The 22,917-nt window shown below is 64.7% G+C and carries 36 protein-coding genes and 1 pseudogene; 4 read left to right on the top strand and 33 right to left on the bottom strand.

Features of this window, described 5'->3' with window-relative positions; all coding sequences use genetic code 11:
• Nucleotide 1: 1 nt before the first annotated feature.
• The 21 genes from rplF to rpsL form a co-directional block, all read right to left on the bottom strand.
• Nucleotides 2–538, bottom strand: a complete 537-nt coding sequence (rplF, locus tag NNY25_RS04220; protein ID WP_265570100.1) for a 50S ribosomal protein L6 — start codon at nucleotides 536–538, stop codon at nucleotides 2–4.
• Nucleotides 538–933, bottom strand: a complete 396-nt coding sequence (rpsH, locus tag NNY25_RS04215; protein WP_265570099.1) for a 30S ribosomal protein S8 — start codon at nucleotides 931–933, stop codon at nucleotides 538–540. Before rpsH ends, rplF begins: the two co-directional genes overlap by 1 nt.
• 12 nt (nucleotides 934–945) lie before the next feature.
• Entirely contained in the window at nucleotides 946–1,251 is a 306-nt protein-coding gene (gene rpsN, locus NNY25_RS04210; protein WP_265570098.1) for a 30S ribosomal protein S14, read from the bottom strand.
• A 37-nt stretch (nucleotides 1,252–1,288) separates the two neighbouring features.
• Nucleotides 1,289–1,867 (bottom strand): 50S ribosomal protein L5, encoded by a 579-nt coding sequence (rplE, locus tag NNY25_RS04205; RefSeq protein ID WP_265570097.1) that lies wholly within the window; start codon nucleotides 1,865–1,867, stop codon nucleotides 1,289–1,291.
• Nucleotides 1,860–2,180 carry a 50S ribosomal protein L24 gene (rplX, locus tag NNY25_RS04200; RefSeq protein ID WP_265570096.1) on the bottom strand — a complete coding sequence of 107 codons (321 nt, stop codon included), beginning with the start codon at nucleotides 2,178–2,180 and terminating at the stop codon, nucleotides 1,860–1,862. The genes rplE and rplX overlap by 8 nt, the downstream gene beginning before the upstream one ends.
• The gene (gene rplN / locus NNY25_RS04195; RefSeq protein ID WP_265570095.1) at nucleotides 2,180–2,548 is read right to left on the bottom strand and encodes a 50S ribosomal protein L14; all 369 of its coding nucleotides are present in this window, start codon (nucleotides 2,546–2,548) and stop codon (nucleotides 2,180–2,182) included. Before rplN ends, rplX begins: the two co-directional genes overlap by 1 nt.
• A 28-nt stretch (nucleotides 2,549–2,576) precedes the next feature.
• A complete protein-coding gene (rpsQ, locus tag NNY25_RS04190; protein WP_265570094.1) occupies nucleotides 2,577–2,843 on the bottom strand; it encodes a 30S ribosomal protein S17 in 267 nt (88 codons plus the stop codon).
• Between the two features lie 12 nt (nucleotides 2,844–2,855).
• Complete coding sequence (gene rpmC, locus NNY25_RS04185) at nucleotides 2,856–3,059, bottom strand: 50S ribosomal protein L29 (RefSeq protein WP_265570093.1); 204 nt, start codon at nucleotides 3,057–3,059, stop codon at nucleotides 2,856–2,858.
• Between the two features lie 12 nt (nucleotides 3,060–3,071).
• Nucleotides 3,072–3,494 (bottom strand): 50S ribosomal protein L16, encoded by a 423-nt coding sequence (rplP, locus tag NNY25_RS04180; protein WP_265570092.1) that lies wholly within the window; start codon nucleotides 3,492–3,494, stop codon nucleotides 3,072–3,074.
• Nucleotides 3,495–3,504: 10 nt separating this feature from the next.
• Entirely contained in the window at nucleotides 3,505–4,212 is a 708-nt protein-coding gene (rpsC, locus tag NNY25_RS04175) for a 30S ribosomal protein S3 (RefSeq protein ID WP_265570091.1), read from the bottom strand.
• Entirely contained in the window at nucleotides 4,212–4,589 is a 378-nt protein-coding gene (gene rplV, locus NNY25_RS04170; protein ID WP_265570090.1) for a 50S ribosomal protein L22, read from the bottom strand. The genes rpsC and rplV overlap by 1 nt, the downstream gene beginning before the upstream one ends.
• A complete protein-coding gene (rpsS, locus tag NNY25_RS04165; RefSeq protein ID WP_252113583.1) occupies nucleotides 4,589–4,864 on the bottom strand; it encodes a 30S ribosomal protein S19 in 276 nt (91 codons plus the stop codon). The genes rplV and rpsS overlap by 1 nt, the downstream gene beginning before the upstream one ends.
• 6 nt (nucleotides 4,865–4,870) lie before the next feature.
• Complete coding sequence (rplB, locus tag NNY25_RS04160) at nucleotides 4,871–5,707, bottom strand: 50S ribosomal protein L2 (protein WP_265570089.1); 837 nt, start codon at nucleotides 5,705–5,707, stop codon at nucleotides 4,871–4,873.
• 3 nt (nucleotides 5,708–5,710) lie between these two features.
• The gene (locus NNY25_RS04155; protein WP_265570088.1) at nucleotides 5,711–6,025 is read right to left on the bottom strand and encodes a 50S ribosomal protein L23; all 315 of its coding nucleotides are present in this window, start codon (nucleotides 6,023–6,025) and stop codon (nucleotides 5,711–5,713) included.
• Nucleotides 6,018–6,647, bottom strand: coding sequence for a 50S ribosomal protein L4 (gene rplD / locus NNY25_RS04150; RefSeq protein WP_265570087.1), 630 nt, complete (start codon nucleotides 6,645–6,647; stop codon nucleotides 6,018–6,020). Before rplD ends, NNY25_RS04155 begins: the two co-directional genes overlap by 8 nt.
• A 3-nt stretch (nucleotides 6,648–6,650) precedes the next feature.
• Nucleotides 6,651–7,403, bottom strand: a complete 753-nt coding sequence (rplC, locus tag NNY25_RS04145) for a 50S ribosomal protein L3 (RefSeq protein WP_265570086.1) — start codon at nucleotides 7,401–7,403, stop codon at nucleotides 6,651–6,653.
• 238 nt (nucleotides 7,404–7,641) lie between these two features.
• Nucleotides 7,642–7,953, bottom strand: coding sequence for a 30S ribosomal protein S10 (rpsJ, locus tag NNY25_RS04140; protein ID WP_044450118.1), 312 nt, complete (start codon nucleotides 7,951–7,953; stop codon nucleotides 7,642–7,644).
• 220 nt (nucleotides 7,954–8,173) lie between these two features.
• A complete protein-coding gene (tuf, locus tag NNY25_RS04135) occupies nucleotides 8,174–9,364 on the bottom strand; it encodes an elongation factor Tu (RefSeq protein WP_265570085.1) in 1,191 nt (396 codons plus the stop codon).
• Nucleotides 9,365–9,437: 73 nt separating this feature from the next.
• Complete coding sequence (gene fusA, locus NNY25_RS04130) at nucleotides 9,438–11,537, bottom strand: elongation factor G (RefSeq protein WP_265570084.1); 2,100 nt, start codon at nucleotides 11,535–11,537, stop codon at nucleotides 9,438–9,440.
• Nucleotides 11,538–11,603: 66 nt separating this feature from the next.
• Nucleotides 11,604–12,074 (bottom strand): 30S ribosomal protein S7, encoded by a 471-nt coding sequence (rpsG, locus tag NNY25_RS04125; protein ID WP_265570083.1) that lies wholly within the window; start codon nucleotides 12,072–12,074, stop codon nucleotides 11,604–11,606.
• Between the two features lie 62 nt (nucleotides 12,075–12,136).
• On the bottom strand, nucleotides 12,137–12,508 hold the full coding sequence (gene rpsL, locus NNY25_RS04120) for a 30S ribosomal protein S12 (RefSeq protein WP_265570082.1): 372 nt from the start codon (nucleotides 12,506–12,508) through the stop codon (nucleotides 12,137–12,139).
• 315 nt (nucleotides 12,509–12,823) lie between these two features.
• On the opposite strand from rpsL, the gene NNY25_RS04115 reads away from it, so the two are divergent.
• A complete protein-coding gene (locus NNY25_RS04115; protein WP_265570081.1) occupies nucleotides 12,824–13,636 on the top strand; it encodes an alpha/beta hydrolase in 813 nt (270 codons plus the stop codon).
• On the opposite strand, the gene NNY25_RS04110 is transcribed toward NNY25_RS04115, so the two are convergent.
• The 6 genes and pseudogenes from NNY25_RS04110 to NNY25_RS04090 form a co-directional block, all read right to left on the bottom strand.
• On the bottom strand, nucleotides 13,633–13,998 hold the full coding sequence (locus tag NNY25_RS04110; RefSeq protein WP_265570080.1) for a hypothetical protein: 366 nt from the start codon (nucleotides 13,996–13,998) through the stop codon (nucleotides 13,633–13,635). The two genes, NNY25_RS04115 and NNY25_RS04110, sit on opposite strands and share 4 nt — an antisense overlap.
• A gap of 44 nt (nucleotides 13,999–14,042) precedes the next feature.
• Complete coding sequence (gene lpdA, locus NNY25_RS04105) at nucleotides 14,043–15,458, bottom strand: dihydrolipoyl dehydrogenase (RefSeq protein ID WP_265570079.1); 1,416 nt, start codon at nucleotides 15,456–15,458, stop codon at nucleotides 14,043–14,045.
• Between the two features lie 62 nt (nucleotides 15,459–15,520).
• A complete protein-coding gene (locus NNY25_RS04100) occupies nucleotides 15,521–15,733 on the bottom strand; it encodes a hypothetical protein (protein ID WP_265570078.1) in 213 nt (70 codons plus the stop codon).
• 57 nt (nucleotides 15,734–15,790) lie between these two features.
• Nucleotides 15,791–16,123 carry an acyl-CoA thioesterase gene (locus tag NNY25_RS04095; protein ID WP_265571467.1) on the bottom strand — a complete coding sequence of 111 codons (333 nt, stop codon included), beginning with the start codon at nucleotides 16,121–16,123 and terminating at the stop codon, nucleotides 15,791–15,793.
• A gap of 60 nt (nucleotides 16,124–16,183) precedes the next feature.
• Nucleotides 16,184–16,360: pseudogene (locus NNY25_RS11635) on the bottom strand (helix-turn-helix domain-containing protein); the annotation flags it as partial.
• A 1-nt stretch (nucleotide 16,361) separates the two neighbouring features.
• Complete coding sequence (locus NNY25_RS04090; RefSeq protein WP_265570077.1) at nucleotides 16,362–17,633, bottom strand: pyruvate dehydrogenase complex dihydrolipoamide acetyltransferase; 1,272 nt, start codon at nucleotides 17,631–17,633, stop codon at nucleotides 16,362–16,364.
• 151 nt (nucleotides 17,634–17,784) lie between these two features.
• On the opposite strand from NNY25_RS04090, the gene NNY25_RS04085 reads away from it, so the two are divergent.
• A complete protein-coding gene (locus NNY25_RS04085) occupies nucleotides 17,785–18,243 on the top strand; it encodes a universal stress protein (RefSeq protein WP_265570076.1) in 459 nt (152 codons plus the stop codon).
• 14 nt (nucleotides 18,244–18,257) lie between these two features.
• Nucleotides 18,258–18,530, top strand: coding sequence for a hypothetical protein (locus NNY25_RS04080; RefSeq protein WP_265570075.1), 273 nt, complete (start codon nucleotides 18,258–18,260; stop codon nucleotides 18,528–18,530).
• On the opposite strand, the gene NNY25_RS04075 is transcribed toward NNY25_RS04080, so the two are convergent.
• From NNY25_RS04075 to NNY25_RS04065, 3 genes are read right to left on the bottom strand one after another with little or no spacing between them, the layout of a single operon-like run.
• Entirely contained in the window at nucleotides 18,527–19,006 is a 480-nt protein-coding gene (locus NNY25_RS04075) for a GAF domain-containing protein (protein ID WP_265570074.1), read from the bottom strand. The two genes, NNY25_RS04080 and NNY25_RS04075, sit on opposite strands and share 4 nt — an antisense overlap.
• Nucleotides 19,006–19,416 carry an alternative ribosome rescue aminoacyl-tRNA hydrolase ArfB gene (arfB, locus tag NNY25_RS04070; RefSeq protein WP_265570073.1) on the bottom strand — a complete coding sequence of 137 codons (411 nt, stop codon included), beginning with the start codon at nucleotides 19,414–19,416 and terminating at the stop codon, nucleotides 19,006–19,008. Before arfB ends, NNY25_RS04075 begins: the two co-directional genes overlap by 1 nt.
• Nucleotides 19,406–20,059, bottom strand: a complete 654-nt coding sequence (locus NNY25_RS04065; protein ID WP_265570072.1) for an RluA family pseudouridine synthase — start codon at nucleotides 20,057–20,059, stop codon at nucleotides 19,406–19,408. Before NNY25_RS04065 ends, arfB begins: the two co-directional genes overlap by 11 nt.
• Before the next feature lie 226 nt (nucleotides 20,060–20,285).
• Here NNY25_RS04065 and ctrA point away from each other — a divergent pair, with 226 nt between their 5' ends.
• A complete protein-coding gene (ctrA, locus tag NNY25_RS04060) occupies nucleotides 20,286–20,993 on the top strand; it encodes a response regulator transcription factor CtrA (RefSeq protein ID WP_265570071.1) in 708 nt (235 codons plus the stop codon).
• A 73-nt stretch (nucleotides 20,994–21,066) separates the two neighbouring features.
• On the opposite strand, the gene NNY25_RS04055 is transcribed toward ctrA, so the two are convergent.
• The 3 genes from NNY25_RS04055 to NNY25_RS04045 form a co-directional block, all read right to left on the bottom strand.
• Nucleotides 21,067–21,528, bottom strand: a complete 462-nt coding sequence (locus NNY25_RS04055; protein ID WP_265570070.1) for a GNAT family N-acetyltransferase — start codon at nucleotides 21,526–21,528, stop codon at nucleotides 21,067–21,069.
• Nucleotides 21,529–21,608: 80 nt separating this feature from the next.
• The gene (locus tag NNY25_RS04050; protein ID WP_265570069.1) at nucleotides 21,609–22,097 is read right to left on the bottom strand and encodes a GNAT family N-acetyltransferase; all 489 of its coding nucleotides are present in this window, start codon (nucleotides 22,095–22,097) and stop codon (nucleotides 21,609–21,611) included.
• A gap of 2 nt (nucleotides 22,098–22,099) precedes the next feature.
• Complete coding sequence (locus tag NNY25_RS04045) at nucleotides 22,100–22,909, bottom strand: arginyltransferase (RefSeq protein WP_265570068.1); 810 nt, start codon at nucleotides 22,907–22,909, stop codon at nucleotides 22,100–22,102.
• Nucleotides 22,910–22,917 lie beyond the last annotated feature (8 nt).

The following is a 22,917-nucleotide window of genomic DNA, read 5'->3' as shown; positions in this document are numbered from 1 at the left end:
CTTACTTCTTCTTGCCTTCCTTGCGGAAAATATATTCCCCGCGATACTTGATGCCCTTGCCCTTGTAGGGCTCCGGCTTGCGCCACTTGCGAATTTCTGCCGCGAAATGGCCGACCTTCTGCTTGTCGATGCCGCTCACCTCGATGGTGGTGGCGTCGGGAGTCTTCACGTCCAGCCCCTCGGGGATGTCGATGTCGACGTCGTGGCTGTAGCCGAGCTGCATGTTGAGCGTCTTGCCCTGCACCTTGGCGCGGTAACCGACACCATTGATCTCGAGGACCTTGGTGTAGCCCTCGGTGACCCCGGTGACGAGGTTCTGCACCAGCGTGCGCTGCATGCCCCACACCTGGCGGTTGCGCTGCGCCGTGGTGATCGGGGTGACGGCGATCTCGTCGTTCGACACGTCGAACTTCACGAGGTCGTCCATCATGGTCATCGCCAGCGTGCCCTTGGGACCCTTGATCGAGAGGTTCTGGCCCTCGACCTTGGCTTCCACGCCCTGAGGCAGCACGACGGGTTTTTTGCCGATACGGGACATTAGAACACCTCCGCCAGCACTTCGCCGCCGACGTTCTGCTCGCGCGCCTCGGCGTCGCTCAGAACGCCCTTGGGCGTCGAGACGATCGTGATGCCGAGGCCGTTGCGGATCCGCGGGAGCTCCTTGGAGCCCGAGTAGACGCGACGGCCCGGCTTGGACACGCGCGCCAGGTGCTGGATCGCCGGCTGGCCTTCGAAATACTTCAGTTCGATCCGCAGGCCTGCCTGGCCCGCCAGCTCTTCTTCCGAATAGCCGCGGATGAAGCCTTCGCGCTGGAGCACGTCGAGGACGCGCGCGCGCAGCTTCGAGGCCGGCGACAGGATGCTATCCTTGCGCGCCTGCTGGCCGTTGCGGATGCGGGTGAGCATATCACCCAGGGGATCGGTCATCGCCATCCTTGTTACCCCTTACCAGCTCGACTTGGTCACGCCGGGGATCAGGCCCTTGTTGGCCAGTTCCCGAAGCATGATCCGCGAGAGACGGAATTTGCGATAGTAGCCGCGGCTGCGACCGGTCAGTTCGCACCGGTTGCGCACGCGGGTCGGATTGCCGTTGCGCGGCAGCTCCGCCATCTTCAGGCGAGCGATCAGACGCTCGGTATCGTCGAGCGACTTGTCGTTCGCGATCGCCTTCAGCTTGGCAAGCTTGGGAGCCGTCTGTTCGACGAGCTTCTTGCGCTTCTCGTTCTTGTTCACGGAACTCAGTTTCGCCATGACTTAAGTTCTCTTTCCTTTCAGGGCCGAGACTGCCTTAGGCAGCCTCAGCTTCCTTCTTTTCCGCGGGGAACGGGAAGTTGAACAGGCGCAGCAGTTCGCGCGCTTCTTCATCCGTCTTCGCGGTGGTGGTCACGATGATGTCCATGCCCCGGACCGTATCGACGTCGTCGTAGTTGATCTCGGGGAAGACGATCTGTTCCTTGAGGCCCATGGCATAGTTGCCACGACCGTCGAACGACTTGGGGTTGAGGCCGCGGAAGTCGCGAACGCGCGGCAGCGCGATCGTCACCAGGCGGTCGAGGAACTCGAACATGCGGTCGCGACGAAGGGTCACCTTCGCACCGATCGGCATGCCTTCACGCAGCTTGAACTGCGCGATCGACTTCTTCGCCTTGGTGATGACCGGCTTCTGGCCGGCGATCTTTTCCATTTCCTCGGCGGCGTTCTGGACCTTCTTCTTGTCCTGGGTCGCCTCGCCGACGCCCATGTTCAGAACGATCTTCTCGATCTTGGGCACTTCGTGCTTGTTGGCATAACCGAACTTCTCGGTCATCGCCTTCACGATGCGCTCGTTATAGTCCTGCTTCAGGCGCGGAGTGTAATCCTTAGCCATCGATCTTCTCCCCGGAGCGCGACGCGACGCGCACCTTGTTGCCGTCCTTGGCCGTCTCGAAACGGACGCGGGTCGGCTTGCCGTCCTTGGGATCGGCGATCGCGACCTTGGAGGCGTAGAGCGGCGCTTCGCGACGCTCGAGACCGCCCTGCGGATCCATCTGGGTCGGCTTCTTGTGGCGGGTGATCACGTTCACGCCCGACACGACGACCTTGCCGTCCTTGGTCAGAACCTTGGTGACTTCGCCGGTCTTGCCCTTGTCCTTGCCGGACAGGACGACGACCTTGTCACCCTTCTTGATCTTCTGCGCCATTACAGCACCTCCGGCGCGAGCGAGATGATCTTCATGTGATTCTTCGCACGCAGTTCGCGAACCACCGGCCCGAAGATACGGGTGCCGATCGGCTCTTCGTTCTTGTTGACGAGCACCGCGGCGTTGCCGTCGAACCGGATCACCGACCCGTCGGGGCGGCGAATGTCCTTGGCGGTGCGAACGATGACCGCGCGATGCACGTCACCCTTCTTCACCTTGCCGCGCGGTGCGGCTTCCTTGACGGAAACGACGATGATGTCGCCGACGCTGGCGGTACGGCGCTTCGAGCCGCCCAGCACCTTGATGCACTGGACGCGCTTGGCGCCGCTGTTGTCCGCCACGTCGAGGGTCGACTGCATCTGGATCATGGGATGTCCCTTCTACCTTGACGCAGCCTTAGGCCTCGGCGTCAGCGCCGGCCGGAGCCGCACTGACACGGTCGAGAACCGTCCAGCTCTTGGTTTTCGAAATCGGCTTGCACTCTTCGATGCGCACCGTCTCGCCCAGCGAGATTTCGTTCTTCTCGTCGTGGGCGTGATACTTCTTCGAGACCTTGATGATCTTGCCGTAGAGCGGGTGCTTCACGCGCCGCTCGACAAGCACCACCACGGTCTTGTCACCCTTGTCGGACACCACGGTCCCGGTGAGGATGCGTTTGGGCATCTTATACTCTCCTTACGCCTTCGCCGCGGCGCGGGCGCGCTCGGTCTGCAGCGTCTTGATCTGCGCGATGGTGCGACGCACCTCGCGGACCCGCGACGGCTTCTCGAGCTGGTTGGTGGCGGCCTGGAAGCGCAGGTTGAACTGCTCCTTCTTCAGCGCCGACAGGTCTTCGGCCAGCTGGTCGTCCGACTTGGTTTTGAGATCAGCGATCTTCATCTCATCGACTCCCTACTGAAAGCTCTCGCCGAGACGGGCGACGACCTTGGTCTTGATCGGCAGCTTCTCGGCGGCGCGCTCGAAGGCGGCCTTGGCGAGCGGGCCGGGCACGCCGTCCAGCTCGAACAGGATACGACCGGGCTTGACGCGGGCGACCCAGAATTCGGGGCTACCCTTGCCCGAGCCCATGCGGACTTCGGCCGGCTTTTTCGACACGGGCACATCCGGGAAGATCCGGATCCACAGGCGGCCCTGACGGCGCATGTGGCGCGTGATCGCGCGGCGAGCCGCCTCGATCTGGCGTGCGGTGATCCGCTCCGGCTCCATGGCCTTGAGGCCGTAGGCGCCGAAGTTCAGCTCGGTGCCGCCCTTGGCGTTGCCGTGGATACGGCCCTTGAAGGCCTTGCGGAATTTGGTGCGCTTCGGTTGCAGCATCTTCTATTCCTTAACGACGGTTGTCGCGCGCCGGGCGAACGCCCGAAGTCTGCGCTTCCATCATGAGACGGTCCTGCGCCATCGGGTCGTGACCAAGGATTTCACCCTTGAAGACCCAGCACTTGACGCCGCACACGCCATAGGCGGTGTGGGCTTCGGCTTCGGCGTAATCGACATTGCCGCGCAGCGTGTGCAGCGGCACGCGACCCTCGCGATACCACTCGGTACGCGCGATCTCGGCACCGCCCAGACGACCCGAGCAGGTGATACGAATGCCTTCCGCACCCAGACGCAGGGCCGACTGGACCGCGCGCTTCATGGCGCGGCGGAAGGCCACGCGGCGCTCGAGCTGGTCGGCGACGCCCTGGGCGACGAGACGGGCATCGATTTCCGGCTTACGGATCTCGACGATGTTGAGGCTGACCTCGCTGTCGGTCATCTTGGCGAGCTGCTTCTTGAGCTTCTCGATGTCCGCGCCCTTCTTGCCGATGATGACACCGGGGCGGGCCGCGTAGATCGAGATGCGGCACAGCTTGGCCGGACGCTCGATGACGACCTTCGAGATCGCCGCCTGCGGCAGCGTCTTCATGACGAACCGGCGGATCTTGAGATCCTCGAGCAGCTGCTTGCCATAGTCCTGGCCTTCAGCGAACCAACGCGAGTCCCAGGTACGGTTGATCTGCAGACGCAGGCCGACGGGGGAGCTTTTCTGACCCATTACGCTTCTTCCTGCTCACGAACCACGACGCGGATGCGCGAAAACGGCTTCTCGATCCGGGTCGAGCGGCCACGCGCACGGGTCGCGAAACGCTTCATCGTGATCGACTTGCCGACCGACGCCTCCGAGACGACGAGGGCGTCGACATCGAGGTTGTGGTTGTTCTCGGCATTCGCGACAGCCGACGCGAGCACCTTGTAGACATCCTCGCTCATCGCCTTGGGCGAGAACTTGAGGATGTTGAGGGCGTCCTCGACCTTGCGGCCGCGAATGAGACCGGCAACCAGGTTCAGCTTGCGCGGGCTACCACGAACCATGGTGGCCACGGCCAGCGCTTCCTTGTCGCCGACCTTGCGAGGGGACTTGGGCTTCGACATTAGCGCTTACCCTTCTTGTCGGCGGCGTGGCCCGGGAAGAAGCGCGTCGGCGCGAATTCACCAAGCTTCATGCCGACCATCTCTTCCGAGACGGCGACGGGCACGAATTTCTTGCCGTTGTAGACGTTGAACGTGAGCCCCACGAACTGCGGCAGGATCGTCGAACGACGCGACCAGGTCTTGATCGGCTTGGCATTCGACTGTTCCTGAGCGGCTTCCGCCTTCTTCAGGAGCGACAGTTCGACAAAGGGACCTTTCCAGACGGAACGAGCCATGGTCGTTTAGCCCTTCTTCTTCGCGTGACGCGAGCGGATGATGAACTTATCCGTCGCCTTGTTCTTGCGGGTGCGCGCACCCTTGGTCGGCTTGCCCCACGGGGTGACCGGGTGACGGCCGCCCGAGGTCCGGCCTTCACCACCGCCGTGCGGGTGGTCGACCGGGTTCTTGGCGACGCCGCGGGTCAGCGGGCGCTTGCCCGACCAGCGGGTACGACCGGCCTTGGCCAGCGTCGTGTTGCTGTTGTCGGGGTTCGACACCGCACCGACGGTCGCCATGCAGTCCGAGCGGACATAGCGGGTCTCGCCCGAGTTCAGACGGACGATGACCATGCCCTTGTCGCGGCCCACGACCTGCACGTAGGTGCCGGCAGCGCGCGCGATCTGACCGCCCTTGCCGGGCTTCAGCTCGACATTGTGGACGATGGTGCCGACCGGCATCGAGCCGATCTCCATCGCGTTGCCGGGCTTCACGTCGACCTTCTTGCCCGCGATCACCTTGTCGCCGGGCGCAAGACGCTGCGGCGCGATGATGTAGGCCTGCTTGCCGTCGGTGTAGGTCACCAGCGCGATGTAGGCCGACCGGTTGGGGTCGTACTCGATCCGCTCGACGGTCGCTTCCATGTCCCAGGTGCGCCGCTTGAAGTCGATCAGGCGATACTTCTGCTTGTGACCGCCACCGATGCCGCGCGAGGTCACGTGACCCTTGTTGTTGCGGCCGCCGGTCTTGGTCTTGCCTTCGGTGAGCGCCTTGACCGGCTTGCCCTTGTAGAGCTGCGACCGGTCGACGAGGATCAGGCCACGGCGGGCCGGGCTCGTCGGCTTATATGCTTTGAGTGCCATCGGTTAGATCCCGCTCGTGATGTCGATCGACTGGCCTTCGGCCAGCGTCACGACGGCTTTCTTGACGTCGGTGCGCTTGTAGGGCTGGCCCTTCCAGCGCTTGGTCTTGCCCTTGGTCACGATCGTGTTGACCTTGGTCACCTCGACGCCGAACAGCGCCTCGACCGCTTCCTTGATCTGGGGCTTCGACGCATCGCCGGCGACCCGGAACACCACCGCATTATGCTCCGACGCCATGGTCGACTTCTCGGTGATGTGCGGCGCCAGGATGACGTCGTAGTGGCGGTTCTCGACCGCTTTTGCCTGCTTCTTAGCCATTGAACCGGGCCTCCAGCTTCTCGACCGCGGCGCGGGTCAGGACCAGCGTCTCGTGGCGGAGGATGTCATAGACGTTGGCACCAGCCGCCGGCATCAGGTTGACGCTCGGCAGGTTGGCCGAAGCGTGCGCGAAGCCGACGTTGACGGCGTCGCCGTCGACCACCAGCGCGGTCTTGCCGAAGCCGAGCTTGTCGAGCTTCGCCGCGAGCGCCTTGGTCTTGGCTTCCTTGCCCATGTCGAGATTGTCCACGACGATGAGCTTGCCGTCCTTGGCCTTGGCCGAGAGGGCCATCTTCAGGCCGAGGGCGCGAACCTTCTTGTTGAGGCTCGAGGTGAAGACGCGGGCGCGGGCGCCGTGGGCCTTACCACCACCGATGAAGATCGGCGCGGCGCGGTCGCCGTGACGGGCGGTACCGCCGCCCTTCTGACGGCCCCACTTCTTGCCGGTGCGGGCAACGTCGCTGCGCTCACGGGTCGCGCGGGCGGGCGCCCGGCGGTTGGTGAGCTGCCAGGTGACCACGCGGTGGAGGATGTCTTCACGCGGCTCGACACCGAACACGGTATCGTCGAGCTGGATGTCGCCACCCGCCTTCGCGTCGAGGGTCTGAACCTTGACCTTCATCGCTTAGCCTTCCTTGCTTTCGTCGGCCGCCGGCGCGTTGTCGGCCGGGGCCTCGGCAGCTGCATTGTTCTGCGCCTTGGCGTCCGACTTGAGGCCGGCCGGGAAGGGCGCATTCTCGTTCTTGGGGAGCTTGACCGCGTCGGTGACCATCAGCCAGCCACCCTTCGAGCCAGGGACCGAGCCCTTGACGAAGAGGAGGCCGCGCTCGGCATCGGTGCGGACGATCTCGAGGTTCTGCTGGGTGCGGTTGCGCGCGCCCATGTGGCCGGCCATCTTCTTGTTCTTGAAGACGCGGCCCGGATCCTGGCGGTTACCGGTCGAACCGTGTGCGCGGTGGCTGATCGACACGCCGTGCGTGGCGCGCATGCCGCCGAAGCCCCAGCGCTTCATCGCGCCGGCGAAGCCCTTACCCTGGGTCACGCCCTGGATATCGACCATCTGGCCCTCGACGAAGTGCTCGGCCGAAAGCTCGACGCCGATGTCGAGGAGCGCATCCTCGTCAACGCGGAACTCGACCACCTTCTGCTTCGGCTCGACTTCGGCCTTGGCGAACGCGCCGCGCTGCGGCTTGGCAACGTTCTTCGCCTTCGCCTTGCCGGCACCGAGCTGCACGGCCGTATAGCCGTCGCGATCCATCTCGCGACGCCCGACGACCTGGACACCGTCCATCTGAAGGACGGTCACCGGCACGTGCCGGCCATCCGCCTGGAACAGGCGGGTCATTCCCATTTTCTTAGCGATCACGCCAGTGCGCATGATCCACACTCCTACACAGAGGCCCCTCCCCGCGAACGGATTGGGGCGTGCCGGCCCGTGAAACGATGCGTGCCCCCGCTTGGGCCATTCCTGCTGGAGTGCAGGATGCGGGGGACGCAGACCACGACATCCCTTGCGAGGTGCCGTGCGGTATCCCTTGAACTTGCCGGGCAACCCCGGTGCGACACCCTACAGTCAGGGTGAAGGATGCAGCGATTCTCGCTGCGGTGCCGGCCCTTTAGGCCAGTTTGATCTCCACGTCCACACCCGCGGCGAGATCGAGCTTCATCAGCGCGTCGACCGTCTGCGGCGTGGGCTGGACGATGTCGAGAAGGCGCTTGTAGGTGCGCACCTCGAACTGCTCGCGCGACTTCTTGTCGATGTGCGGCGAGCGGTTCACGGTGAACTTCTCGATACGCGTCGGCAGCGGAATGGGGCCCCGGATGAGCGCGCCCGTACGACGAGCGGTGTCTGCAATATCGCCAGTAGCCTGATCGAGCACGCGATGGTCGAAAGCCTTGAGACGAATCCGGATGTTCTGCGTTTCCATGTCCACTTACCGATGCGAAAGAGCCGAGCCCCTACCCCGATGGCGGGGGCCAACCGTATTAAACTCAAAAGAGAAGCCGCGTCCTACCCCAAGAGGCCTGAACGCAGCCTTACTCCAAACCTTTGGAACACAAGCCGGAATTGGTCCGGTCATGCCCCTCTAAAAGGCAGGCCGCGCGGGTCGGAAACGAATCACCGTCCCGCGCGGCTGGTGCCCTATATTACTTCGTGATCTCGGCGACAACCCCCGCGCCGACGGTACGACCGCCTTCACGGATGGCGAAGCGCAGACCCTGGTCCATCGCGATCGGCGCGATGAGCTTGACACCAATGTTCACATTGTCGCCCGGCATGACCATCTCGGTGCCGGCCGGCAGTTCGATCTCGCCCGTCACGTCGGTCGTGCGGAAGTAGAACTGCGGACGGTAGTTGGCGAAGAACGGCGTGTGACGGCCACCTTCGTCCTTCGAGAGCACGTAGACTTCGGCCTTGAAGTCGGTGTGCGGGGTGATCGAACCCGGCTTGGCCAGAACCTGGCCACGCTCGACTTCGTCACGACCGATGCCGCGGATCAGCGCACCGACGTTGTCGCCGGCCATGCCCTGGTCGAGCAGCTTGCGGAACATCTCGACGCCCGTGACTGTGGTCTTCTGGGTGTCCTTGATGCCGACGATCTCGACTTCGTCGCCCACGTTGACGATGCCGGTCTCGATACGACCGGTCACAACGGTGCCGCGGCCCGAGATCGAGAACACGTCTTCGATCGGCATGAGGAACGGCTTGTCGAGCGGACGATCCGGCTCGGGGATCCACTCGTCGACCGCCGCCATCAGCTTCATGATGGCTTCCTGGCCGATTTCACGGTTCGAATCCTCGAGGGCGGCCAGCGCCGAACCCGCGATGATCGGAATGTTGTCGCCGTCGAAGTCGCGCTTCGAGAGTTCTTCGCGGATTTCGAGTTCGACGAGCTCGAGCAGTTCGGGATCGTCGACCTGGTCGACCTTGTTGAGGAACACGACCATCGTGGGAACGCCGACCTGCTTGGCGAGCAGGATGTGCTCCTTGGTCTGCGGCATCGGGCCGTCGGCGGCCGACACGACGAGGATCGCGCCGTCCATCTGGGCGGCACCGGTGATCATGTTCTTCACGTAGTCGGCGTGGCCCGGGCAATCGACGTGCGCGTAGTGACGCTTCTCGGTCTCGTACTCGACGTGCGCCGTCGAGATCGTGATACCGCGCTCGCGCTCTTCCGGCGCCTTGTCGATGTTAGCGAAGTCAACCGCGGTCGCGCCGCCGGTTTCCGCCAGGGTCTTGGTGATCGCCGCCGTCAGCGACGTCTTACCATGGTCGACGTGACCGATGGTGCCGATGTTCACGTGCGGCTTGTTCCGCTCAAATTTTGCCTTCGCCATTATACGCCTCTTTTTTCTTCTTCAGGAAAGGGCGGCGCCCTATCGACGCGCGCCCATAACGCCAATTTTCGGCTTACGCCAGCTTTGCCTTCAATTCGTCGGCAACATTCTGCGGCACTTCGTCGTAGTGCGAGAACTGCATGCTGTACTGGGCACGGCCCGAGGTGAAGCTGCGCAGCTCGTTGATGTAACCGAACATGTTGGCCAGCGGCACCATGGCCTCGACGACCTGCGCGTTACCGCGGCTGTCGGTACCCTGGATCTGGCCACGGCGGCTGTTGAGGTCGCCGATCACGTCGCCGAGATAGTCCTCGGGGGTCACGACTTCAACCTTCATCACCGGTTCGAGCAGCTTGATGCCCGCGCGCTGCGCGGCTTCGCGCATCGCGGCACGGCCGGTGATCTCGAAGGCGAGCGCCGACGAGTCGACGTCGTGATACTTGCCGTCGAGCAGGGTGATGTCGAAGTCGATGATCGGGAAGCCGATCAACGAACCCGTCTCGGCGGTCTCGCGCATGCCCTTCTCGACAGCGGGGATATATTCCTTGGGAATATTGCCGCCCTTCACTTCGTCGAAGAAGTTGATGCCCTGGCCGCGCTCGCCCGGCTTGAGGGCGACCTTGACCTCACCGAACTGGCCCGAACCACCCGACTGCTTCTTGTGGGTGTAGGTCAGCTCGACCGGCTTCGCGAGCGACTCGCGATAGGCCACCTGCGGGGCGCCGACATTGGCGTCGACCTTGAACTCGCGCTTCATGCGATCGACGATGATGTCGAGGTGAAGCTCGCCCATGCCCTTGATGATGGTCTGGCCCGATTCATGGTCGGTCGAAACGCGGAAGCTGGGATCCTCGGCGGCCAGGCGGTTGAGCGCGACGCCCATCTTCTCCTGGTCGGCCTTGGTTTTGGGTTCCACCGACAGCTCGATGACGGGGTCCGGGAACTCCATGCGCTCGAGGATGATCGGCGCGTTCGGCGCGCACAGCGTGTCGCCGGTGGTGGTGTCCTTGAGACCCGCGATCGCGACGATGTCGCCGGCATACGCTTCCTCGATGTCCTCGCGGTTGTTCGAGTGCATCAGCAGCATGCGGCCGATCTTTTCCTTCTTGTCCTTCACCGTGTTCAGGACCGAGCCCTTGGCGAGCTTGCCCGAATAGATGCGCGCGAAGGTGAGCGAGCCGACGAACGGGTCGTTCATGATCTTGAACGCAAGCGCCGAGAAGGGCGCCTCGTCCGAGCTGGGACGCGTGTCGGTCTTGTCGGTGTCGGGGATAACACCTTCGATTGCGGGCACGTCGACCGGCGAGGGCATGTATTCGACGACGGCGTCGAGCAGGGGCTGGACGCCCTTGTTCTTGAACGCCGAGCCGCACACGACCGGCACGAAGGCGCGGCCCAGCGTGCCCTTGCGGATCAGCGCCTTGAGGGTCGCGACATCGGGCATCTCGCCCTCGAGGTACGCCATCATCGCGTCATCGTCCTGCTCGACGGCAGTCTCGATCAGCTTCTCGCGATATTCGGCGGCCTTTTCGGCCATGTCCGCGGGGATTTCCTCGTAGACGAACTCGGCGCCCAGGCTCTCGTCCTTCCAGACGATCGCGCGGTTGTAGACGAGGTCGACGACGCCCTTGAGCTGGTCTTCCGCACCGATCGGCAGGGTCAGGACCAGCGGGGTCGCGCCGAGGCGATCGACGATCGAGTTGACGCAGTAGTAGAAGTCCGCGCCGGTGCGATCGAGCTTGTTGATGAAGCACATCCGCGGGACCTTGTACTTGTCCGCCTGGCGCCACACCGTTTCCGACTGGGGCTCGACGCCCGCCACGCCGTCGAACACCGCGACCGCGCCGTCGAGCACGCGCAACGAACGCTCGACTTCGATGGTGAAGTCGACGTGGCCCGGCGTGTCGATGATGTTGATGCGGTGCTCTTCACCCTCGGTCTCGCCATCCTTGACCGTCCAGAAGGTGGTCGTGGCCGCCGACGTGATGGTGATGCCGCGCTCCTGCTCCTGCTCCATCCAGTCCATGGTAGCGGCGCCGTCGTGGACTTCGCCGATCTTGTAGGACTTGCCGGTGTAGTAAAGGATGCGCTCGGTCGTCGTGGTCTTGCCGGCGTCGATGTGCGCCATGATGCCGATATTGCGATAGCGCTCGATAGGATGGCTGCGGGCCATGTTTTCAGTCTCCACTTCCCCGTCGGCCCGCCGATGTGGCGGGCCCGGGTTACAATTTGAGGTCGGTTACCAGCGGTAGTGCGAGAAGGCGCGGTTCGCTTCCGCCATGCGGTGCGTATCTTCGCGCTTCTTGACGGCGTTGCCGCGGTTCTGCGACGCGTCCATCAGCTCGCCCGAAAGGCGGGCGGCCATGGTCTTCTCGGCACGCGCACGCGCGGCGGTGATGAGCCAGCGAATGGCCAGCGCCTGCGCGCGCTCCGGACGAACTTCGACCGGAACCTGGTAGGTCGCACCACCAACGCGGCGGCTGCGGACTTCGATCCCCGGCTTCACGTTGTTGAGGGCTTCGTGGAACACACCGAGCGGATCCTTCTTGAGGCGCGCTTCGACATTGTCGAGGGCACCGTAGACGATCTTTTCAGCAGCCGACTTCTTACCGTCGAGCATGATGTTGTTCATGAACTTCGACAGGACGACATCCCCGAACTTGGGATCGGGAAGGATGACGCGCTTTTCAGGGCGACGACGACGGGACATAGGAAATTCCTTATCAAGAGCGGCGCGCCAGCCTCATCGGGCGGCGCTGACCGACGATCCAGTTACTTGGGACGCTTGGCGCCGTACTTCGAACGGCTCTGGCGGCGGTCCTTGACACCCTGGGTGTCGAGCACGCCGCGAAGCACGTGGTAGCGCACGCCCGGAAGGTCGCGCACACGGCCGCCGCGGATCAGCACGACGCTGTGCTCCTGGAGGTTGTGGCCTTCGCCCGGAATGTACGAGATGACCTCGCGCTGGTTGGTCAGACGCACCTTGGCGACCTTGCGAAGCGCTGAGTTCGGCTTCTTCGGGGTGGTCGTGTAGACGCGCGTGCAGACGCCGCGCTTCTGCGGGTTCTGCTCCATCGCAGGGACCTTCGACTTGGTCACCTGCTTGGTACGGCCCTTGCGGACCAGCTGGTTGATCGTCGGCATGAAGCCTTCACCTTTCTTGCGGCCGGGACACCCCGGCGGTTACTTTGTCCAAAGCGAAATGGCGGAAGCGCCACCCCGTGATCGGGGACGGCGGTCCCGCTGTTGCCCTGGAGCAATGTTCAGCTCTTGTCCTCGTGCACGCGGGACAAATCCCGGCGCGCGTCGCGGACGAGCGGCCCCTTAGGGGGATTCGCCCGTTAGGTCAACGGGGTGCAGGTCGAGACGAGGCCTTCGCGCCCCCGCTGGCAGAAAAGGATTGGATCGAGCGCTCCGCGGCTTCACACTCCCCCCGATCGAGAACCGGGAGACCCTGCCATGACCCGTTCGTCCGCCGCCGCGTCCATCGTCGCTTTCGCGCTCGCCCTTTCGGCGTGCGGTTCGCCGCCGGAAAAGCTTCCCGAAACCGACGACCGGGCGCCCGCCGCTGTCGCCGAGCCCCTCGCCCCGCAGGCGCTGTCGCTGGACACGCTCGACGGGTTCAAGATCGTCGCCGACTACCACCCCGCCACCGCCGACCCGGTCGCGACGCTCGTCCTCCTCCACCAGGCGGGGAGCAGTGGCGGCGCCGAATATGCACCGCTCGTCGACACGTTCGCCGCCGCGGGGTTCAACCTTCTCGTTCCCGACCTGAGGAGCGGCGGCGACCTGTTCGGCGGCAACAACCGCACCGCGGCCGCGTTCGACCAGGAGGCGACGGGCTATTGCGATGCCATTCCCGACGTCGACGCTGCCATCGCGCGCGCTGCGGAGGACGGGCTTCCCGTGTTCGTGCTTGGCTCGAGCTATTCGGCCGCCCTCGCAGTTCGCGCCGCCGACGTCCATCCCGACACGGTCGCCGGTTTCATCGCGCTGTCGCCCGCAAGCGGCGAACCACTGGCCGGATGCGATCCATCGGCGCACATGGCGGCCGCACCTCGCGGTTTCGTACTTCGACCTACAAGCGAAACGGAAATCCCGCGGGTCGCCGAGCAGCTTGCGGCCTTCGAGCGCGCGGGTGCGAAGACGATGGTGGTCGAGAACGGCGTCCACGGCGCCTCGATGCTGGTTGACGAGCGCACCGACCACGACATGACCGACGTGCGACAGGCGGTGATCGATTTCGTGAAGGAGCGCGCGACCGCCCTCTAGACGCGCTTGCGTCCGAAAGCGGGACGCGCACGTGCCTGTCCCATCGCGGGCGCCGCGGGTTCGGCGGGCACCTCGTCCTTGCGGTTGGCCATGTAGCGCGCGAAGGCCTCGTCGGCGTCGAAGGCCTCCGGCTCGTCGTGCGCCGCACTGAACAGTCGCTGCGCCTGGCCGTCGACGACCGACTCGACGTGGCGATGGACCACCCCAAAGATCGCGCGGCGGAACATGAAACCGACCATCGCCACGCTTGCCCCGAACCCGCCGGCGAGCACGGTCTCGCCATCGCTGGCCAGCCCGTAGAGCCACCAGACGATGAGCAGCGCGATGACCGAGGTCGCGAATTTGCGCGCGTTGAGCTTCATGGCCCTAAAAGCTGGGCCAAAAAGCTGAAATTCCGGTTACCGGATCAGATGTGCAGCACCCGTCCGAACGCGCTGAGCACGCTCTCGTGCATCATCTCGCTTAGCGTGGGGTGCGGGAAGACGGTGTTGATGAAGTCCTGCTCGACCAGTTCGCCCTGCTTGCCGACGGTATAGCCCTGGATCAGCTCGGTGACTTCCGCCCCGATCATGTGCGCGCCCAGAAGCTCGCCCGTCTCGGCGTCGAACACGGTCTTGATGAAGCCTTCGGTCTCGCCCAGCGCGATCGCCTTGCCGTTGCCGATGAAGGGGAACTTGCCGACCTTGACCTTGTGCCCGGCCTCCTTGGCCTTTTCTTCGGTCAGGCCCACGGACGCCACCTGCGGGTGGCAGTAGGTGCAGCCCGGGATGTTCTTGGGGTCCATCGCGTGCGGATGGACGTCCTTGTTGCCCATCTCCTTGGCGATCGCCTCGACCGCGATGATGCCCTCGTGGCTCGCCTTGTGCGCGAGCCAGGGCGGCGCGGTCACGTCGCCGATCGCCGAAATGCCCTTCACGTTGGTGCGGCACATCGCGTCGGTGTCGATATGCCCCTTGGTCGTCTTCACGCCCAATTTCTCCAGCCCGATTTCTTCCGTGTTCGGCACGATCCCGATCGCGACGATGCAGTGGCTGAACTTGCGCTCCTCGACCTTGCCCTTGACGTCCTTGATCTTGGCGGTGACGCCGGTCTTGGTCGCGGCAAGGGTCTCGACCCCCGCCCCGCTGAGGATCTCGATCCCCTGCTTCTTGAGGCTTTTCTCGAGCTCGGCGGAAATATCCTTGTCCTCGACCGGCACGATCCGGTCGAGCATCTCGACCACGGTCACCTTGGCGCCCATGTCGTTGTAGAAGCTCGCGAACTCGATCCCGATCGCGCCGGACCCGATCACCAGCAGGTCCTTGGGCATTTCCTTCGGGGTCATCGCGTGGCGATAGGTCCAAATCTTGTCCCCGTCGGTCTTGGCGAAGGGCAAGTCGCGGGCCCGCGCACCGGTCGCGACGATGATGTGCTTGGCGCTCAGCTGGCTCTTCTTCCCGTCGGCGCCCGTCACGGTCATCTTGCCGGCCGCGTCGATGTGGCCGGTGCCCATGTGCACGTCGATCTTGTTCTTCTTCATCAGGTGTGTGACGCCCTGGTTCAGCTGCTTGGCGACCCCGCGGCTGCGCGCCACGACCTTGTCCAAGTCCATGCCGACGCCCGTCGCCTTCAGCCCGAACTTCTCTGCATGCTTCATGTGGTGCAATATCTCGCCCGAGCGCAGCAGCGCCTTGGTCGGGATGCACCCCCAGTTCAAACAGATCCCGCCCAGATTCTCGCGCTCGACGATCGCGGTCTTCAATCCCAGCTGGCTCGCGCGGATCGCCGCGACGTAGCCGCCCGGCCCGCTGCCCAACACGATGAGATCGTAACTGTTCGCCACTGGCTCGCTCCTGTTCGAAAGTCTGCGAGCCGCCTACCTGCCTATGCGCGCCAAGCCAAGGGTCAGCTGCGATGCCAGTTGAAGAACATGCGCGCCGCGATCGAGGTGCCAATGAAAAGCGGGATCGAGAAGAGCAGGCCCGGCGAGCGATCGAACGGCGCGATCGTCCCGTACCCCGCCCAGCTGTGCCGCCACACGCCGCCGGTTCCGCCGAAGGCGAGCGGCAGGACGAAGGCGAGGATCGCGCCGAGCATCAGCGCGCTAGTCCATTTCATGGGGATTCCTCTCCTTCCGGTCGCCGTCAGTGTCGCGGAAGCGGGTAAAGAAGAGGTTTAGGCGCGGACCGGGCGCTTCTCGTTGTCGGCCGTCGTGGCGACGAAGGTGAAGGTGCCGCTGGCGACATCGAACTCGCGATCCCCGTCGCGCTCGCGCCCTTTTGCGGTGGCGCGGATGGTCATCGAGGTCGTGCCTTCGCGCTCGAGCGTTGCGTAGACGCTGAGTTCGTCGCCCACCTCCATCGCGCCCGGAAACTGGAGGTCGGTCGCGGCCACGACCACCGCCTTGCCCTTGCTGTGCCGCGACGCCAGCGACCCCGCCGCCAGCGCCATCTGGCTCATCAGCCACCCACCGAAGATCCCGCCATAAGGATTGGTATCCGACGGCATCGCGGTCACGCGGATGAGAGGGACAGCCAATCCGGCCGTTCCGAAAACGAGCTCCTCGGCTGAAACGCCGAACGCCTCCGCATACTTCTTAGCTGCTTCGACGGGGAAACCACGTGTGCCGTTTTCATGCTGGATATACGTAGCGACAGGTACGCCTAAAGCTTCCGCCGCGTCTTTTGCGGATCCGAAGCCTGCTCGCTCGCGGGCAAACCGAAGCCGCTCGGGAGCTTCAGACAAACTAAGCCACCATCCCCAGCGGGTTCTCGACCAGACGCTTGAACGCCTGCATCAGACGCGCGCCGTCCGCGCCGTCGATGGCGCGGTGGTCGAAGCTGCCGGTGGCAGACATGACGGTCGCGATCTGCAAGCTGTCGTCGATCACGTAGGGGCGCTTCTCGCCCGCGCCGATCGCCATGATCATGCCTTGGGGCGGGTTGATAACCGCCTCGAACTGCTTGATCCCAAACATGCCCATGTTGCTGAGCGAGGCCGTGCCGCCCTGATATTCATGCGGCTGCAGCTTGCCTTCCTTAGCTCTGGCAGCGAGATCGCCCATCTCGGTCGAGATTTTCGACAGCGCCTTGTCGTTGGCGCCCGCGACGATCGGCGTGATCAGCCCGTTGGGGATGCTGACCGCGACCGAGATGTCGGCGCGTTCGTACTTGATCAGCTCGCCGTCGCCGAAGCTGACGTTGCACTCGGGCACTTCCATCAGCGCGACGCCGAGCGCCTTGATCAGCATGTCGTTGACAGACAGCTTGATCCCGCGCGCCTCGAGCCCGGCGTTCATCTCGCTGCGCAGCTTCAGCAGCTTGTCGAGCTGGATATCCACCGTGAGGTAGATGTGCGGGACCTGCTGCTTCGATTCCGTCAGGCGGCGCGCGATCGTCTTGCGCATGTTCGAGAGCTTCTCGACGCTGTGCGGGATGTCGCCCGGATCGACGCTCGCGGCCTGCGGGGTCGGCGCGCTGGCCGTCTTGGTCGGCGCGGCGGCTGCACCGCCGGCACCCTTGCCGAGGTCGGCGCGCACGATGCGCCCGCCCGGCCCGCTGCCGGTGATGCCGGTGAGATCGATGCCCTGCGCCTCGGCGAGGCGACGCGCAAGCGGGCTCGCCTTCACGCGCTCGCCATCCTTCTTGGGCGCGGGCGGCGCGGGGTCGGCCTTGGGCGCCGGGGTCTCGCCGCCACCCTTGGCGGGCGGCGCGGGTTCGGGCTTCTTGGCCTCCTTGGCGGCGGGCGCGGCCTTGGCGGGCGCGTCGGCCTTTTCGCCTTCCTCGCCGATCATCGCGATCACGGTGCCGACCTTCACGTTGTCGGTGCCTTCCTCGACCAGGATCTTGAGGACGGTGCCCTCGTCGACCGCTTCGAACTCCATCGTCGCCTTGTCGGTCTCGATCTCGGCGAGGATGTCGCCTGAGGACACCTCGTCGCCTTCCTTGACCAGCCATTTGGCGAGCGTGCCTTCCTCCATCGTCGGCGAGAGGGCTGGCATCTTGAGTTCGGTGGCCATGAAAAATCCCTTTTGTCTGGTCGCACCCCCCAAGCCCAAAGCGACGGGCGGGGTCAAGGGGGCGGCGGGCGGAAGACGCCGATTCTTGCACTTTGAAATGTTTTGACGCAGCGTCCTTGGCGTCTTTTCGGGGGAACGGCGCACACCGCCTATGCAGCAATCCTATCTCGTCATCATGAAGGACAAGCCGGAGGCCAAGGTCGCGCTGAAATTCGCCGCGCGCCGTGCCGCCAAGACCGACCGCAAGGTCGAGGTGCTGGCGGTGGTCGAACCGGCCGAATTCGCGCCCTTCGGCGGGGTCCAGGCCGCGATGGAGGAGGAGGAGCGCCACCGGCTGGAAGCGCTCATCGCTTCCTTCATCGGGCAACTGGTCGAGGAAACGGGGATCGAACCCGAACTGACCGTGCGCCAGGGCGAGCCGATCCCGGTCATCCGCGAGGTTCTTGCCGAGCGAAACGACATCGTCGCGCTGGTCCTCGGCGCGGCGCCGGGCGAAAATCCCGGGCCGATCGTCACCCACTTCACCGGCGAGGGCGCGGGCGACCTGCCCTGCCCCGTATTGCTGGTGCCGGGCGGGATGGACGAGGAAACCATCGAATCATTGAGCTAGACCATCGGGGGAGGATGGATTTGCAGGACAGGATCGGATTTCGCCGCGCGTTCGCGGCCATGGTGGCGGGCCTCGGCCTTTTGGTGGCGATGATGGTCATCGCGGCCTTTGGGGGCGCCGACACCGTCAACTGGAACGGCCGGTATCTCCATGGCTTCGCGGCCTTGCCCGCGGGCCTGATGATCGTACTGGTCGCCAGCCTCGTCATGACGGGGCTGCAGATGATCGGCCAGTGGGTGCTTTCGCTCGCCTCGCGCCTGATGCGCGAGGGGCGCGCGGACGCCTAGAGCGCGTCTGCCAGTCGCCGGCAGAGCGCTTCGCATCCGGCCTGGTCTTCCGCGTCGAAACGATCCGGATCGGGGCTGTCGAGGTCGAGCACCGCGACAAGCTTCCCGTCCTTGACGATCGGCACCACCAGCTCGCTGCGCGAGGCGGCGTCGCACGCGATATGGCCGGGAAAGGCGTGAACGTCGGCGACGCGCTGCGTCTCCATCGTCTCGGCCGCCGCGCCGCACACGCCCTTGCCGAAGGGAATGCGGATGCAGGCCGCGCGGCCCTGGAACGGCCCCAGCACCAGTTCCTCGTCGACGTTGCGATAAAAGCCCGCCCAATTGAGCCCCGGGAGCGTCTCCCAGACCAGCGCTGAGGCATTGGCCATGTTGGCGACCGCGTCGGGCTCGCCCGTCACCAGCGCGTCGAGCGCGGCGAGCAGTTCCTCGTACATCGCGGGCTTGTCGCTCGGATCGATCCGGAAATCGTACATCAGTAGTCCACCTTCCCGCGCATCTTCTTGACCGCCCCGCGCTTGACCTTGGCGTCGGTGCGCTTCGCCTTCGCCGAGCGGCTCGGCCTCGTCTTCTTGCGTGTCTTGGGCTCGAAATGGGCCTTGGCGATCATCTGCGCAAGCCGGGCGCGCGCTTCCTCGCGATTGGCCTCGCGGCTGCGATGCGTGCGCGCGGTGAGGATCAGTTCCTTGCGGTCCTTGGTCACGCGGCTGCCCGCGATGTGCCGCAACCGGTTGAGGACGCGCGGGGCGAGCCCCAGCGCTGCCAGCGTCACGCGCAGCTGGCAGGCGGTCGCATTCTTGTTGACGTTCTGCCCGCCCGGCCCGGTCGCGGCGAGGAAACTCTCCTCGAGCGCGTCCTCGGGAATGACGACTTCGTCAGGCGACATCGTCCGCCCAGTCGGCGAAGCTCTCGGGAAGCGGCGCGGTGACCGAGAGGATCGGCCCCTTCTTGCGCGGGACAGCGAGCTTCCACGCGTGGAGCAGCATGTCGCCGCCCGGAAAGCCGTAGACGCGGTCGCCGACGATCCCCGCGCCCAGCCCCTCGCGCGCGTGTACGCGGATCTGGTGGGTGCGCCCCGTCTCGGGGACGAACTCGACCAGCGTCTTCCCATCGCGGCTCGCGACCTTGCGCCAGCGCGTACGCGCCTCCTTGCCCTTGGCATCGTGCGTCATGCGCCAGCCGGCCGCGGCGCTCGACACCTTGCCGAGCGGCAGGTCGATCAGCCCTTCCTCGCCCTCGACCTCGCCGCCGAGCACCGCGAGATAGGTCTTCTCGACCGCGTGCCCTTCGAACTGCTGCTGGAACCAGCGGCGCGCGGGCTGGTGGCGCGCGAACAAGAGGCAGCCCGACGTGTCCTGGTCGAGCCGGTGCATCGGGGTCGGCGCCTGCTTGTAGTTAAGGCACAGCTCCTCGATCCGTGCCTCGATCGACGGGCCGCCGCGGCGCGGCGTGTCGACCGGGAGACCGGCGGGCTTGTCGAGGACGATCACCTCGCCGTCGACGAAAAGGATGCGCGATTCCAGATTCATAAGTCGGGCCGCGCCCTTGCACGCTCAGCGCCCGTTCACAAGGCTTCACCTAAAGTGAGTCCGAAAAGTCACGGCGATGGCGCAAATTAACTTTTTCGCGCCTTTCACTGCTTGTTAACCTTTTCCCTTCAGGAATGGCATGGTTAATGGACGCTTAGACGTCGTTAAGGCCGTGAAACTTTTTGAAAGTTGAATGACCGCGACGGACTAATCGGGGGATAGAACTATGCGCGTTTTGCTGATCGAAGACGAAGCCACCATCGCCAAGAGCATCGACCTGATGCTCTCGACGGAAGGTTTCAACGTCTACACGACCGACCTTGGCGAAGAAGGCCTCGATCTCGGTAAGCTCTACGACTACGATATCATCCTTCTGGACCTCAACCTGCCGGACATGCACGGCTACGACGTCCTCAAGAAGCTCCGCACCGCCAAGGTGCAGACGCCGGTCCTGATCCTGTCGGGCATCGGCGAGATGGATTCGAAGGTCCGGGCGCTGGGCTTCGGTGCCGACGATTACGTCACCAAGCCGTTCCACCGCGACGAGCTGGTCGCCCGCATCCACGCCATCGTGCGCCGTTCGAAGGGTCACTCGCAGTCGGTCATCCGCACCGGCAAGCTGGCGGTGAACCTCGACGCCAAGACGGTCGAAGTGGACGGCAACCGCGTCCACCTCACCGGCAAGGAATATGCGATGCTCGAGCTGCTCTCGCTTCGCAAGGGCACGACGCTGACCAAGGAAATGTTCCTCAACCACCTCTATGGCGGAATGGACGAGCCGGAACTCAAGATCATCGACGTCTTCATCTGCAAGCTGCGCAAGAAATTGTCGCTGGCCTGCGGCGGCGAGAATTATATCGAGACCGTCTGGGGCCGCGGCTACGTGCTGCGCGACCAGGAAGGCGACAAGAAGGCCGACGAAGCGGCGGCCTGAAACGAATAACCGCAGGCGAGAGCCACGGGGGAGGAAGGGCGGTGCCGGGGGGCGCCGCCTTTTTTCATGGCCGCTACAGCCACCGCTCCATCTCGTAGCGGCGGAAGTCCTGGTCGGCGATCGTCACCACCTGCTCCTCGACCACTTCGAAGCCGTGCTTGGCGAAGGCGGGATGCGCCATCAGGCTGGCGTGGACCCAGATCCGCTCCTCGCCCCGCTCCTGCGCCTTGCCCACGATCCGCGCGAGCAACTGGCGGAACAGCCCGGTGCCCTGCGCCTTGGGGCGGATATAGGCGAAGTCGAGATAGGACTTCTCGCCAAGGCTCATGAAGCCGACCATCTCGCCCTCCTGTTCGGCAACCACCACGTCCTGCGCATCGAGGCGCGCGCTCCAGTCGGCGCCCTTGCGCGGCTCCGGCACCCATACCGCCCGCTGCTCCTCGCTATAGTGGCTTTTGCCGTTGCGCACCGCGTCGTGCATCAACTCGCCCAGCGCCTCGTGATCCAAGCGCCCGGCCCAGCGGAATGTCGTCATCGCTTCCCCCATCGTCATGAAGGTGCGGGCAAATGGCGAAGCACGCGCGGCGGGTCAACCGCCTTGTCCGGAATACCGCTCTAGTCGCCCAGCCAGCGGTACATGACATAGGCATCGACCAGCCCGCGGGTGGGATGCTCGAACCCCTTGGGGATGGTCCCGACGATGCGGAAACCAAGGAGGTGCCAGAGCCTGAGCGCCCCCGTATTGGTCGAGACGACGCAGTTATATTGCATCGCCTTGAAACCCTGCCGCCTGGCTTCCTCGAAACTGTGTTCGGCCATCAGTCGCGCGACGCCCTGCCCGCGCGCGGAAGGGTCGGTGACATAGCCGCAATTGGCGACATGGCCGCCGCCCCCTCCATGGTTGCGCTTGAGAAAGTAGGTGCCGACCGCACCTCCATCATCGTCCTCGGCGATGAACGCCCGGTGGTGGAGCCATTTCTGCAGCAAGCGATCGCGGCTCATGTCGCGGTCGAAGGCATAGGTCTCGCCTTCGCGAATGACGGGTTCGAGCAAGGACCACAGCGCCTCCGCGTCGTCTCTCGTCGCGGGGCGAATGGTGACCATGGTCAGCCGACCGGCTGGCGGGTGCGGTCGATGCGCATCGGCGGAGCCTTGCGGCGTGCCTCGCGCGGGTCGGGATCGGGCATGTCCATTGGCCGCCAGCCCTCGCGCCCGAGCCGTTCCATCGGCTTGAACTTGGCCTTGTAGGCCATGCGCGGACTGCCTTCGACCCAGTAGCCGAGATAGACGTAGGGCAAATCGGCGCGCGCCGCGCGCACGATATGGTCGAGGATGATGGTCGTCCCCAGCCCGCTGCGGGCATCGGGACCGGTGTCGAAGAAGCTGTAGATCATCGACAGGCCGTCCGACTGCTGGTCGGACAGGCACACGCCGACCAGCTTGCCCGGTCGCCCGTCGACCGAAGGCTCGCGATATTCGACCATGTAGGTGCGCACCGGGGTCTGCTCGACCATGTCCGAAAAGTCCTGCTCGTCCATTTCGGCCATGCCGCCGCCCGGGTGGCGCGCGGCCAGATACTGGCGCAGGAGGTCATATTGCTCCGCGGTGGTCCACGGCTTGCAAGCGGTCACCTCGAGGTCGGCATTGCGCTTGATCAGCCGCTTTTGCGTGCGGCTCGGCTCGAACTGCTTGGCGCACACGCGCACCGACACACAGGCCGAGCAGTCGACGCAGGAAGGGCGGTAGGCGACGCTCTGCGACCGGCGGAATCCGATCCGCCCGAGCGCCTCGTTGAGTTCCGCCGCGTGACGGCCGTTGAGCTCGGTGAACACCTTCCGCTCCACCTTGCCCGCCAGATAGGGGCACGGTGCCGGATTGGTGACGAAGAATTTGGGAAAGCGGAACGGTACGCTCACCCGCGAGC

Origin of the sequence: Sphingomicrobium nitratireducens, from assembly GCF_026157035.1 — a bacterium.
In the GTDB taxonomy this organism is placed as follows: domain Bacteria; phylum Pseudomonadota; class Alphaproteobacteria; order Sphingomonadales; family Sphingomonadaceae; genus Sphingomicrobium; species Sphingomicrobium nitratireducens.
This window is presented reverse-complemented; position numbering and strand designations above follow the sequence as displayed.